A 15221-nucleotide genomic window follows, 5' to 3' on the forward strand; every position below is an offset into this window, starting at 1 on the left:
TTTTTAGTTAAAATGCTGCATTAATTCCAAATGTCAATCCACGGTTGCTTGTTAATGCAGCTACATCCATATCCATGAATTTGATTTTTGAAAAAAGCATTCCCGGGTTTGCTGCCTGGATATACACCCTGAGGCTGGACATCTTCAGACCCTTTAATTTCCTTGCATCTACATTGTAGGACGCAGAAATATTCCTGATTTTAATGAAAGATGCTTTCTGGTATCCCAAAGAAGGAGAATAGAGATCTCCTGATCCAGTGGAATAAATTGGTTTTTGATACTCGGAATTCGTGTTCGTTTCTGTGTAATAATTCAAAGCACGTGTACTGGCTCTTGCAACCATGGCCTCTCCGCCGGTATTAAATACATAGCTTAACCGACCGTATACAAATATTGACAGTTCGAAGTTTTTATAATTAAAGGAATTTGTCATCCCCACTATCCATCTTGGCCTTGTATTTCCTATAATCACCCGATCATTATTGGCATCTATTTTATAGTCACCATTTTGATCTACCGGTCTTACGTTACCAGGAGTAAACTTAGCATTTGCAGGCAGATTCGCATTAAACTTATTCATTTCAACTGAATCACCTACATGCCATAATCCATTTGATCTGATTCCATAAATTACGCCAATTGGCTGACCAATAAACCAGGTATTAACAATATCATCCTGTTTTCCATTTGCAAGGGAAACAATCTTTTCTTTTTGCCAAGAGGCGTTGAAAGTTGTCGTCCATTGGAAATCTTTTTGGCTGATGTTTACAGTATTAATATTGATATCAATTCCATGGTTAGATGTTTTGCCAATATTCTGTAAAGTAGTGGTGTAACCCGTTACGGTTGGAATTTGACGTGACATCAACAGGTCAGTTGTATTTGAAGTATATGCATCTACTACTGCTGAAACCTTTCTCTTGAATAAAGAAAAGTCAAGTCCTAAGTTATACTGCGTGGTTTTTTCCCAGCCTAATTGCTGGTTCGGTAATATTGCAGATGGAAGAGAACCGGCGGTAACTGTAACACCAAACGGGTAAAATAATGGAGTAGCTGCACCTTTTGTAGTGTAAGCATCCACACCCGAATTGCCGGTAACGCCAGCACCAACACGGAGCTTTAAATCATTTATCCAATTAACATTTTGCAGAAAATTCTCCCTGCTTATGCGCCATGCCAACGCCGCACTTGGAAATAAAGAAGTTTTGTTACCCTCTGCAAATTGCGAAGCTCCATCCTGGCGGGCTGATATAGTTAAGAGATATTTATCGTCAAAATTATAATTCAACCGGGCCATATAACTCACCAATTGTCGCTCTATTAAATCAGCATTTTTTGCGATTGTGAGGTTCGCAGCAGGAATAACATCTTTATTAAGCGTGTACCATTTTTGACTGGCAAAAGGCACACCTGTTCCTGTAATAGTTGTAACAGGATCAGCTACAAACTTTGTTGCACTTTGTAACAACGTGAGACCGAAACTATGTTTCTTGATTACCTTATCATAATATAGTAAGTTATCTATTGTATAAGAAAAAGTTTGACTTTTTTGCAGGGAGGCAGAGTTAGTACCAGTGTTGGCAGCAGAAAGTGCGTCAATATAAATTCCATCCTGATAGCTAGAAAAATCAGGGCCGAAATTCATCCGGTATTTTAATCCCTTCAATACAGAATGTATTCCGCCAAAATCAACTTGTCCAAATAAACTACCAAAAGCACGAAGCGTTTTACGTTGATCCTGGTTATATTTCCATTCCTCAGCCACGTTTTTAAATGCCACATCACCGCCGGGGTAAATAACCCTTGCACCTGTAGCATCGTATGGCACTGCATACGTATACAATCTTCTTGCAGATTCATAAATACTTGTAGCCGGGCTTCCCACAAATGATCCGATAAAACCATTTGATTGACCAAACTCCTGAATGCTGTTAGTTACATTCATTGTAAGACCCATCGAAAACCAATCGGTAGCCTGTATATCTATACTAGCTTTGCCAGAATACCTTGTAAACTTTTGGCCTATAGATGTGCCTTTGTTATTTAAATAACCAAAAGAACCATACGCTTTCATTTTATTAGTACCACCACTTACACTCAATGTATGATCCTGCGTAAGACCTGGTTGAGATACTAAACCTCTCCAATCGGTGGTTGCAACTTTTGACCCATCCCATTTACCACCAGCCCAGCCTTTTTCAATATTAGCCCATGCAGCCGGATCTGCCGAAGCGGCAAATATTACTTTGTCATTAGCTATCGTAGGATTGTCGCCCCTGGGATATAAAGCTGTGTTTGAATAATGATAGGCCCAACGACGAAATTCGATGGCTTCTCCTGCAGACATCGACGGCGCAAAATCCACTATTTTCTCTGTTGTAACTGAAGTGTTGAAACTTAATTGAAGTTTGCCGGCTTTACCTTGTTTGGTGGTAACAATTACAACACCGTTGGCGCCCCTTGAACCAAAAATGGCGGTTGCAGATGCATCTTTCAACACATCAATTGATTCAATGTCGTTTGGATTGATATAGTCAATTCCTCCTGTTGTTAAGGGAATACCATCCACCACAAATAAAGGAGAGTTTGATGCAGTGAGGGAACGCACACCACGAATATTAATACTTGCAACTGTACCAGGGCGTTCATTTGATGTAATATCAACACCAGCCACTTTACCCTGCATTGCTTGTAATGCATTTGTAACCGGTCGTGATCTTATCTCTTTTTGATTAATGCCGGCTACAGAACCCGTGACATCGCTTTTTTTACGGGTACCATAACCTACAACTACCACATCTTCCAAAGTAGTAGATGCGCCGGTTGCCAGAGAGACATTAATACTTGACCGGTTATTGACATCAATTTCCTGGTCGGCAAAGCCTACAGAAGAAATTACCAATACAGATTTTCCTGAGGGAGCATTTAATTCAAATCCACCATCGGTGCCAGTGACGGTACCAATTGTAGTTCCTTTCACCAACACGCTTGCGCCGGAAACCGGACGACCTGCATCGTCAGAAACTTTACCTGAAACTTTAAATGTTGATTGTGAAAAGGAAGTGGAAACAAATAGCAATGACAGCAAAAGCAGTACGCAGGAGCGTACTCGTTTTTTTTCTTTCATATAGCAGCAGTTATAAAGGTTTAAGGTTACTAAAATAACCGAATTCCGCAGCGGCAGTATCCTGCCCTGTCCTGTAAAACCAGTTTTTTTACGCAATCGTTCCCGAAACAATATGATGATTCAAGTATACAACTCATAAAAAATTGGTCCGCATTTTTCGAACCGTTTACTCCAAAATCAAAACAAGTGGTAACCGTAAATAGGTCAGCAACTGATAAACGATTAATTCTATTTTGTTCTTACCACAATTCAGGATGCAGCAGGATGCAATGCGTTTCATAATCAATTAATATTGAAGCTTAATTACTATAACATTGCTGCTATGCTAAAAAGAATCAGTTACTTACTGCTGTTTTGTATTGTTACTATTGCCACATCAGCGCAAAAAATTCCATCGAAGAAAAAAATATTAAAAACGCTTCGTGTTACCAACCAGTATTTCATGAACAAATGGCCCGATGCTGGCAAGACGATTTTTACGAATATCGAAAGGCCAAGCAATATCTGGACAAGAGCTGTTTATTATGAAGGGTTGATGGCTCTCTATGCCATCGACAAACAAAAGGCTTACTACGATTATACATTGCAATGGGGCGAAAAACATAAGTGGGGTTTGCGTGGAGGAATTAGAACACGCAATGCCGATAATCAATGTTGCGGACAAACGTATATCGATATGTATCTGATCGATAACAAACAAAACCCTGAACGTGTAAAAGATATTAAAGCATCTATTGATTCAATGATGATCACCTCAAAGATTGATGACTGGAACTGGATCGATGCATTGCAAATGGCCATGCCCGTGTTTGTAAAACTTGGCAACCTCTATAATGAACCGGCATATTTTCAACGCATGTATGAAATGTATGCATACACAAAAAACAAACATGGCGAAAAAGGTTTGTACAACCCCGCTGAAAAATTATGGTGGAGAGATAAAGATTTTGATCCTCCTTATAAAGAACCAAACGGTGATGATTGTTACTGGAGCCGTGGAAATGGTTGGGTAGTTGCAGCGTTAGCAAAAACATTGCAGGATCTTCCAAAGTCTGATCCACATTACAACGAATATTTACAAGACTTTAAAGATATGTGTGCAGCATTGTTACCATTGCAACGTGCAGATGGCTATTGGAATGTGAGTTTGAATGATCCAAATAATTTTGGTGGAAAAGAAGTTTCTGGTACTTCATTATTTATATATGGATTTGCATGGGGCATAAACAATGGCATCCTCGACAAAAAAACATATAAAGCTTCTATAGCAAAAGCATGGAATGCAATGTGCAAAGAAGCCGTTCACCCCGATGGTAAATTAGGCTTTGTGCAAGGCACGGGTAAAGAACCAAAAGACGGACAACCTGTTTCATATACAAGTACTCCTGATTTCGAAGATTATGGCTTAGGCTGTTTCCTGCTGGCGGGAACAGAAATAAGTAAATTAAAATAATTCACTCATGAAAAGATTGCTGCTTATTGCTGTTGTACTATCAACAGCCGTTACTTCATTTGCACAACGCACAAAATACAATTTCAACGCTGTTTGGAAAGTATTTAAAGGAGATGATTCTTCGTGCATTCGTCCATCATTCGATGACTCGAAATGGAAACAGGTAACACTTCCTTATGCCTGGAACGAAGATGAAGCGTTTAAGAAAGACATCGTTGATCTGTCAACCGGCATTGCGTGGTACAGGAAAAAATTCAGGTTGCCTTTAACTGCAAAAGATCAAAAAATATTTATTGAATTTGAAGGTGTTCGCCAGGCTGCCGCTGTTTATGTAAATGGCAAATACGTTGGCTTGCATGAAAACGGTGTAACTGCTTTCGGTTACGACATCAGCAAATTGCTGAAGTATGGTAATGAAGAAAATATCATTGCCGTAAGAACAGATAATAGTTGGGAATATCGTGAAAAAGCAACCAACACCAAATATCAATGGATCGATAAAAACTTCAATGCCAATTATGGCGGCTTATGTAAAAATGTTTTCCTGCATATTGCCGGCAATGTTTATCAAACACTTCCTTTGTATAACAATCTAGGTACAACCGGAACTTACATCTACGCCAAAGATTTCGACATAAAAAACAGGAAAGCCACCATTGTAGCAGAATCAGAAATAAAAAACGAATCAGGTAAAGAGCAAACAGTATCCTATGCAGTTTCGTTGAAAGATATGAATGGACTTTTGGTGAAAACATTTTCATCAGCGCCATTAATTGTTCAACCCAACGAAACGAAAACAATCAGCGCATCGGCTGCAACGGGTAATCTAAACTTCTGGAGCTGGGGCTATGGTTATTTGTATGATGTAGAAACAAGCCTACTCATCAATGGAAAAGTTGTTGATGCTGTTGTAACAAAAACCGGTTTTCGTAAAACTGCATTTAAAGACGGCATGATCTATCTCAATGATCGTGTGATACAAGTACATGGTTATGCGCAACGTACATCAAACGAATGGCCTGCAGTGGGTATGAGTGTACCGGCATGGCTGAGTGATTACAGTAATAAGCTGATGGTGGAAAGCAATGGCAATCTTGTACGCTGGATGCATATTACTCCATGGAAACAGGATGTTGAAAGTTGCGACCGTGTTGGTTTAATGCAGGCAATGCCTGCCGGTGATGCGGAACGGGATGTAACCGGCACTCGCTGGGAACAACGTAAGACTGTTATGCGTGATGCAATCATTTATAACCGCAATAATCCAAGTATTATATTTTACGAGTGCGGCAATGAAAGCATTACCGAAGATCATATGAAAGAAATGAAAGCCATTCGGGGTGCATACGATCCTTTTGGCGGCCGTGCAATTGGCAGCCGTGAAATGCTCGACAGTAAAACCGCCGAGTATGGAGGTGAAATGTTATACATCAACAAGAGTGCAAACATTCCTGTTTGGGCAATGGAATATTCCAGAGATGAAGGCCTGCGTAAGTATTGGGATGATTATTCTCCACCCTATCATAAAGATGGTGACGGGCCATTACATAAAGGTGAACCGGCGAAGATCTACAACCGCAATATGGAATCGCATGCTTTGGAAAATGTTGCACGTTGGTACGATTACTGGAAAGAAAGACCGGGCACAGGCAGGCGTGTAAGCTCCGGGGGGGTGAACATTATTTTCTCTGAGACAAATACACATCATCGTGGTGCAGAAAATTATCGAAGAAGCGGCGAAGTGGATGCATTGCGTATCATCAAAGAAAATTTTTATGCGCATAAGATCATGTGGGATGGTTGGGTTGATGTAGAAAAAACAGGCATTCACATTATTGGTCATTGGAATTACAGTGATACTACCACAAAAGATGTATTTGTCATTTCATCGGCCGATAAAGTGGAATTGTTTGTAAACGGTAAATCCTTAGGCTTTGGCGAACAAAGCAATCGCTTCCAGTTTACATTTAAACAAGTTAGTTGGCTGCCAGGCAGCATTAAAGCAATTGGATATGATGCAAATGGAAAGCAGATCTGTTCTGCTGAAAAGAAAACTGCGGGCAAACCAGCTGCACTTCGACTGACTTCAATCACTCACCCAAAAGGCATGCAGGCAAATGGTCATGACCTTGCTTTATTTGAAGTAGAAGTGGTTGATGCAAATGGACAACGTTGTCCTGTGGCGTTTAACATGATCAACTTTAAACTGGAAGGCGAAGCTGAATGGAGAGGCGGCATGGCACAAGGACCGGACAATTATATTTTAGCAAAAGAATTACCTGTCGAATGCGGTGTAAACCGTGTACTTGTACGAAGCACTACAAAAGCAGGAGTCATAAAACTTACTGCAACAGCAGATGGTTTAAAACCAGCTGCACTTCAATTGCAATCAACAGCAGTTTTAGTGAACAATGGACTGAGTATCCAACTACCTTTCCATGGGTTAAAAGGAAATTTGCAGCGTGGCCCTACTCCTTCTACTCCATCATTTATTCAAAAAAGAAATGCATTACAAATTATAAAAGCAACTGCAGGTTCAAAAAGCGACAGCGCTTTTGCCAGCTTTGATGATAATGAATTAACCGATTGGTATAATAACGGAAATCTTTCAACTGCATGGATCGAATATGAGTTGAGTAAACCATCGGTTGTAAGTGAAGTAAATCTGAAGCTGAATAATTTCCGAACAAAATCTTATCCATTACGTATTACGGTAGATGGGCAAGAAGTATTTAAAGGCAATACAACAACAAGCCTCGGCTATTGCAATATTGTATGCAAACGATTGACCGGTTCAAAAGTGCGAATTGAATTAATTAATTCCAGTAATTTGAGCGGCGAAACAACAACTGAAGTGTCTGGCAAAAAATTAGATGACGGTGTAAGTCGTAACGATGCCAACAGCAAAGGACGATTAAGCATCATTGAAGCAGAGATTTATGAGCCGGTAAACTAGCATTGTCTTATTATAATTTGTAACAGATCCTTTAGAAATAGCCGGTTATTTTTATAAAATCGGCTATTCTTTTTTAGTATTATCATGTATCGACTGCTTACCATATTATTTTTTGTTTGCTGTAACATTACAGTGGCACAAAAAATACAATATAGCAAAAGTGTTGTAAAAACGCCAGGTGCTGGTGACCTGCGACTAATTGCTGGTGTGAAAGGTTTTCATCATCTCATCTATTTCAGTAATACTAAAAAACCTGTCGTTTACATTTTTAACGATCAGTTGCAGTTACAGGCAACAAGGGAACTGAATATTAGGCCCCCTGAAAATGCCAACATCCGGCTTCTCAAACTAAATGATTATTATGTATTGTATGTGCATACACACCGCCCACTGCATCATCAAATTTTTAAAATTTACGGAAACGGAGCTATCAGCGACGTTTCATATCTTTTAACTGACCCTGTTGATTCATCATGGAATAAAAGCAAAGCCACTTTCCAGCTTTTTAATGTTGACAATAATTTGTTTTTGGTTTCCCATTCGTACTTCGATGATATTAAAAGAATTGAAAGCACTATTGTAAAGCTTGAAACTGAACAAAAAGCTGAAGTAGTGCAAAAACTGAAATTCCCTTTTAATATGCACACCGATCAGTTAAAAGAAGTAACGTTGATCAACAATGAATTGTTTGTTGTAAAAACATCGCAGAACGAAGCTGGTTCAAGCATTCTAAACCTTTTAAAAATCAACCGAACGACGGGAAATATTTTATCGAAACAATTTGAAAGTGGCAAATATCTTTACGCTTCACCAACAGTTCGCTACAACAGTGCGGATTCAAGCACTTTCATCTATTCAATGCTTCATACTCCCCTTGCATTTAGAGGTGTAAGGCCCGGCGTTTTTATGGTGCGATTAAACAATTCATTGGAAGAAATTACACCTATCAGTATTGTGCCGGATGTTTTTAAGGATAACACTGCTTCGAGTTTTATAGTAGAAAAAAATAAAAACACAGGCTGGCTATATTTTTCACCTTGGTTAAACAGCAGAAGATCCCGGGTAATTGGAAGTAATAATATAGATTTAAATACCAGTTCACCCGGTATCAATTTTCCCTATTCTTATGATGTATCCTACAATTCGCCGCCTAATGCTGTTCGTATGACTTTACTCAACAATAGGTTGGAAAAAGAAAAAGACAGTCTTGTAAAAAACAATGGTCGCTATTATAAAATTCATCCAGGACCACATGCACAGTTTGTGATAAACAACACGCCTTTTCTTTTACTTGTGCAGGAACTCGTTGCAAAGAAAAAAGGGTTGCTTTTGGTTTCTCCCAACAAAGAAGGATACTTCGACGCAATTTCGCTTCGTGTGTATAATCAGTTTAACTTTATCCTTCCATTATTGCAAACTGTGGACGACAATTATTTTATCGTTCCTTTTACCAATAAAACTGAAACCGGTTTAATGAAAGTGTCATTAACTAATTGATAGTGCCCTAAAATATTATTGAATGAAATTCTGTTTGAAATTATTGCTGCTGATCTTCCTACTAAATACCGCAACAGCTTTTGCGCAGCAACCCAATATCATTTTTATTTTTGCGGATGACCTTGGTTATGGCGAATTAGGATGTTATGGTCAGCTAAAAATTGAAACGCCTAATCTTGACGTATTGGCTGCAAAAGGAAAGAAATTTACTTCATTTTATTCCGGCACATCGGTATGCGCCCCCTCACGTGCATCGTTAATGACAGGTTTGCATACAGGCCACACGCCTATTCGTGGCAACAAACAATTTGAACCTGAAGGACAAGCACCATTACCTGAATCAACAAAAACATTTGCCAATTATCTTCAACAAAATGGATATGCTACTGCAACATTCGGTAAGTGGGGAATGGGCTTTAACCAGAACAGTGGTGATCCGAACAAAAAAGGATTTGATCTTTTTTACGGGTATAATGATCAAAGTTTAGCACATGATTTCTATCCACCTTATCTCTGGAATAATCATAACAAAGTTGAATTTGATGTAAACAAAACATATGATTCAATTTACTCAGCAGCCTTAATTCATAAAGAGGCTTTGCAATATATAAACCAGCAAGGATCGAAGCCTTTCTTTGTGTATTTGTCTTATACATTACCACATGGCGATGTAATTGGTCCGCACGACAGTTTGTACAATTACTACAAGCAAAAATTCGATGAACAGCCTCTTACTGGTAATGCGCTAAAAACAAGACCGCATAACATGAAACCTGAATCTTACCCGCATGCACAGTTTGCGGCAATGGTTGGCCGATTGGACTTGTACGTGGGAGAAATTGTGAAAGCAGTTAAAGAAAAAGGATTGGCAGAAAACACACTCATCATTTTCAGCAGCGACAATGGGCCGCATAGAGAAAACGGTGGCGACCCTGAATTCTTTAACAGCAATGGTATTTATCGTGGCATTAAACGTGACTTGTACGAAGGTGGTATGCGTGTGCCATTTATTGCTTACTGGCCAACGAAAATTAAACCTGCTGTGGTTACACAACCTGCTGCGTTATGGGATATGTATCCTACTTTTTTAGAACTGGCAAAAATTCCTGTAGAAGAAAAAATCGATGGCATTTCAATTGTCCCCTTACTTACTTTAAATAAAGGCCGTCAAAAACTACATGAGCATCTCTATTGGGAGTTTCATGAAAATGATGGCAGGCAAGCTGTGCGCTGGGGAAAATGGAAAGGCGTTCGTTTGGGAGTAAGTAAAAATGAAAATGCCCCGATTGAATTATACAATCTTAATAATGATCCATCAGAGCAACGCAATGTCGCCGATAAAAATCCTGAAATAGTAAAAGTAATTGACCAGATCATGAAACAGGAACATGTGTACAATCCTGACTGGCCACTACTGTCATCAGAAATCAAAAAATAACTTTTATAAACTGGCGTAATATTTTATTCGGCCAGTTTATAAATTCCAAAAGAAGATAGCGTTGGATTTAATCTTGATGAAAGAATACGAAGCCTTACCTGTTTAGCTTTAACAGCATTAAATTTCAATAAACGTTTGTAACCAATAGTACTCCCTTCTGCAAGCTGATTCCATTCAGTACCGTCTTTATATTCCAGTACAAATTTCTCTACACGTTGACCAATGCTGATATTCTCCTGCACACTCAGCACATCAAATGTTTTTGCTGTTGGGAATGTAAACTCAATGGTTGTAGTTGTGTCTTTTCCCTTGGTTGTAAAGAATGTTTCGTACGAATGATCGAGTAATGCATTTGTGTTGATGCCGTTACTGCATTTAACTGTTGCTCCTTTTGCCAGGTTATTTGCAAATGTTTTTTTGAGTAATGCAGAAAAACCTTCAAGGCTCTTTACATCGCTTGCTGATAACAATCCATCTTTGTTTGGCGGAATATTCAACAGCAACACACTATTATACCCAACTGAACTGAAATAAATATCCATTAATGTTTTAGGAGACTTGACTTTGTTATCTTCTTTCGCATGATAAAACCACCCTGGCCTGATGGACACATCTGTTTCAGCAGGATACCATACCAATGCTTTTGCATCTTTTATCTTTTCCCTGCTGCCGAGATCTTTTTGCATCTTATCGCCCTTAGGTGCAAAGGCCACATCTTTCTGTGAACCATCTGCAATTTTCTCCATCATATTTTCATCAGCTGGTATTACACTCCACTCCTCTTCACGACCCATTCCTGATTCAGTGCCTACCCATCGCACATCGGGCCCCATAATAGCAATAGTTGCCGTAGGTTGCAGTTTACGTATTACATCGTACCAACGATTGAAATCATACACTTGCTTTTTACCATTCGGTCCTTCACCATTGGCACCATCAAACCATACTTCATCTACACGGCCATATTGTGTAAGCAACTCGGTTAACTGCTTTACAAAAAAATCATTGTATGCTTCAGTGCCGTACACAGATGCATTCCGATCCCACGGTGATAAATACACACCAAAACCAACATTGTATTTTTTACAGGCCGCAGCCACTTCTTTCACCACATCGCCCTTGGCACTTTTCCACGGACTGTTTTTCACCGAGTGTGCAGTTGTTTTTGTGGGCCACAAACAAAAACCATCGTGATGCTTGGCAGTAATGATCACCTGTTTAAACCCAGCAGCTTTCACTGTACGCACCCATTGTTCGGCATCAAGCAAAACAGGATTGAAAATGGAAGGACTTTCACTTCCATCCCCCCATTCTTTGTCAGTAAAAGTATTTACACCAAAATGGAAGAATGCAGTCAACTCAAGTTTTTGCCAACGCAGCTGTCTTGCAGACGGCGTAACAGCTGCTGCTTTTGCAATAAGCTGTTGTTCTGTATCGCCTGGATTGATGAGTACATAATTCTTGCCTGTCGTTTGTGCAATAGAAGTTGTTGCAACAAACAAAACAGAAACTGCAAAGGAATATTTTACTAAAGAATGGCGCATTGTTATTTTTTATTTAACCGGTACAATCCAGTAAGTATAGCGATGATCTGCAAACGGAATGCGGTATTGCTGCATGGGCATTGAACCCCAGCTGTCGATACCCTGCAAACCACTTTGCTGCAGATCTACATGCATATAAATTTTATCTTTCATAATCAACTCACCGGAATGATATTGCTTCTTTTCTGTTTCCGGATCAAGATCATCGAGACTGTAAGGTAATGCAGAAAAGTTGAGCAGACTATCTGCATACACAAACTCAATTCCTTTGCCTGCTTTGTTCGTCAGCTTTACCCAACGCACATCGGCTTTGTTACCACTTTCCTGCGGACGGGCATATGAAAAATATTGATTGCTTACGGTTTGTTTGTATAAACCAATCATGGAAGCCGACTTACGATCCCAATAATTTTCCCAAGGGCCACGACCATAGAAACTGATCTGATCGAATTGTTTTTTCAACTGCAGATCGTTACCAACACGCAACAGCAACGGATACTTTCCTTTCAGTGCATCAATACTGCTGGTTATTTTTATTTTTCCATCTGCATAAACAGTGAATTGTTGTTCACTCACTGCATCGCCATTCACGACTTCTTTTTTAAAGAGAATGATATATGATCCATCTGCTTGCTTTGTTACTGTTGCTGTAACCAACTTGCCCTGCTCGTATGCGTTGCGCCACATGCGCAGGTTGCGGTTGAAGCCTGCACCAATATCATTATCGGTTGGTGCACGCCAGTAAGTTGGTTTCGGACCTTGTTCAACCACAGTAGTTCCGTTAACGATGTAAGAACCCATTGTACCATTCGTCAAATCAAAGTTGACAGCGAATTTTTTGCCGGTAATTGTACAACTTGTTTCAGTTTGCTTCACCTGCAGGTTTCCTTTACCGGTGATCATATCCTGCACAACAGGAATTGCACTTAACGCAAATTGATCATAAGCTATCTCATATCCTTTCTCTAAGAACGGCTCCGCTTCTTTCAATGTATAATGCACATTGATGAAGTATTCTTTTGCTTCTTTCTGTTTTGATTTGATGGGTAGTGTTACAACTGTTGATTGTTGTGGTGCGACAGAAAGCTGAGTGATGATTCCTTTTTCAATCACTTTACCATCTTCCTGCAGTTCCCATGTCAGCTGCACATTATCAACTGTGCGGAAGAAATAGCTGTTGCGGATCGTCAGCTCATTGTTGTTCAGCGATGATTTAATGAACTGATGCACTTTTTTAATTTCAACAGCCATGGGTGTTAAATCACGATATGCTGTTACCACACCTTTCACACAAAAATTATTATCGGTGAAATGTTGCGGCACCGGTCCTTCCAATGGAAAGTCGCCGCCATAAGCCATAATGCGTTTACCATTCTTTACGGTATCGATTGATTGATCAATCCATTCCCAGATAAATCCACCCTGCAGGTTGGGATTGTTTTCAATCGCATCCCAATACTCTTTAAAGTTACCGAGGCTGTTACCCATGATGTGTGCGTATTCACTCATAATCATCAGGCGTGAAGGATTACGTGACGCATAACGCTTCAACCAATTCGGATCAGGATACTGCGGAACGATCATATCAGTGTTGTAGTCATTCTCTGCACGTTCGTATTGCACCGGTCGAATATCATTTTGTTTCAACCAATCGTATGCTTCATAAAAATTCACACCGTTGCCTGCTTCATTACCCAGCGACCATGTAACAACCGATGCATGATTTTTATCCCGCTCGTACATGCGGTAAATACGTTCGAGATGCGGCATGCGCCATTGCTTGTCATTACCCAACGTGTAAGCAAGATCATAATAACGACCATGCGATTCAATGTTGGCTTCATCCACAACATACAAGCCAAACTCATCACACAACTCCATCCAGTATGGATCGGGCGGATAATGCGAATGACGAACTGCATTTACATTCAATTTCTTCATCATCTCCATATCCTTGTGCATGTCTTCCTTCGTTAATGTATGACCTTGCGTAGCATTATGCTCATGACGGTTTACACCTTTCAGAAACACACGCTTACCGTTCACTAAAAAATTATTGTTAATGATCTCGATGGAACGGAAGCCCACACGTTGCGGAATAACTTCCACCACATTTCCCTGCTTATCTTTTAAAGTAATGTAAAGTGTATAGAGATATGGTAACTCAGCCGACCATTGTTTTACATTGCTGATCTTTTCATTGAATGAAACTGTGCTTTTATAATTACCCAGCACCGTTTGAATTCCTGTTGTTGATTTCCTCAACACACTATTGCCTGCTGCATCTGTTAATTCTATTTCAACTGCAAAGGTATCAGGTTTACTGTGGTTGGTACGTTGATCGATACGATAGTTGTTGACCTCTGTTTTGATATTCAGCAAACCATTCGTATAATTATCGGTGAGCGTGCTCATTATTTTAAAATCACGCACATCAAGTTTTGGAGTTGAGTAGAGATACACATCACGTTCAATACCGGAGATGCGCCACATATCCTGGCATTCGAGATAACTGCCATCACTCCAGCGATACACTTGTAATGCCACCAAATTTTCTCCCGGCTTTACATATTTTGTAATATCAAACTCAGCAGCAAGCTTACTGTCTTCACTGTAACCAACTTTTACTCCATTAATCCATATAAAAAACGCAGACTTCACTGCACCTAAATGAATAAACACCTGTCGGCCATTCCAGCTTTCAGGCAGGTTTATTTTTTTGCGATAAGAACCAACAGGATTATTATCAACCGGAATATCAAACGGCGGCGTCATTCTTGCACCTGTTCTGGTGCTGCCTGCAAATTCATACGGTTGGTTTACATAAATGGGCAAGCCATAGCCATTCAATTCCCAGTTGGCAGGCACTTTAAAGTTGCTCCATGCTGCATCATTAAAATCTGTTTTATAAAAATCGAGCGGACGTTTGCGTGGATCCTGCACCCAGTTAAATTTCCAGTTACCATTCAGCGAAAGAAAATACGCTGATTGTTCTTTGTTGCGGCTTTGTGCCAATGCACGATTTTCAAATGCAAACGCCGATGCACGCATGGGCATGCGATTGATGGAAACAACATCCGGGGTTTGTAATTCTGTGGGGAGTTCCTGTGACAAAGCAGCTTGTATAAACAACGCTGCGAACGTGATCGTAAATAGAAGTTTCATTTGCCCAAACTTACTTTCTTATCGCCTCAATTGATTGTGCA

7 protein-coding genes are annotated in these 15221 nt (G+C 39.8%); 4 read left to right on the forward strand and 3 right to left on the reverse strand.

What is annotated here, in order from left to right; translation table 11 throughout:
- Positions 1–7: 7 nt before the first annotated feature.
- Entirely contained in the window at positions 8–3127 is a 3120-nt protein-coding gene (locus ACO1QW_RS10770) for a SusC/RagA family TonB-linked outer membrane protein (RefSeq protein ID WP_486258373.1), read from the reverse strand.
- 322 nt (positions 3128–3449) lie between these two features.
- Here ACO1QW_RS10770 and ACO1QW_RS10775 point away from each other — a divergent pair, with 322 nt between their 5' ends.
- The 4 genes from ACO1QW_RS10775 to ACO1QW_RS10790 all read left to right on the forward strand — a co-directional run bounded on the left by ACO1QW_RS10775 (position 3450) and on the right by ACO1QW_RS10790 (position 10471).
- The gene (locus tag ACO1QW_RS10775) at positions 3450–4580 is read left to right on the forward strand and encodes a glycoside hydrolase family 88/105 protein (protein WP_486258375.1); all 1131 of its coding nucleotides are present in this window, start codon (positions 3450–3452) and stop codon (positions 4578–4580) included.
- A gap of 7 nt (positions 4581–4587) precedes the next feature.
- Positions 4588–7536 carry a DUF4982 domain-containing protein gene (locus ACO1QW_RS10780; protein ID WP_486258377.1) on the forward strand — a complete coding sequence of 983 codons (2949 nt, stop codon included), beginning with the start codon at positions 4588–4590 and terminating at the stop codon, positions 7534–7536.
- A gap of 132 nt (positions 7537–7668) precedes the next feature.
- Positions 7669–9033, forward strand: coding sequence for a hypothetical protein (locus ACO1QW_RS10785; protein WP_486258379.1), 1365 nt, complete (start codon positions 7669–7671; stop codon positions 9031–9033).
- Positions 9034–9055: 22 nt separating this feature from the next.
- Entirely contained in the window at positions 9056–10471 is a 1416-nt protein-coding gene (locus tag ACO1QW_RS10790) for an arylsulfatase (RefSeq protein ID WP_486258381.1), read from the forward strand.
- 23 nt (positions 10472–10494) lie between these two features.
- Here ACO1QW_RS10790 and ACO1QW_RS10795 read toward each other — a convergent pair whose 3' ends face one another.
- A complete protein-coding gene (locus ACO1QW_RS10795; protein WP_486258382.1) occupies positions 10495–12015 on the reverse strand; it encodes an alpha-L-fucosidase in 1521 nt (506 codons plus the stop codon).
- Between the two features lie 9 nt (positions 12016–12024).
- The gene (gene lacZ / locus ACO1QW_RS10800) at positions 12025–15180 is read right to left on the reverse strand and encodes a beta-galactosidase, LacZ type (protein ID WP_486258384.1); all 3156 of its coding nucleotides are present in this window, start codon (positions 15178–15180) and stop codon (positions 12025–12027) included.
- Positions 15181–15221 lie beyond the last annotated feature (41 nt).

The organism is Lacibacter sp. (genome assembly GCF_057361365.1).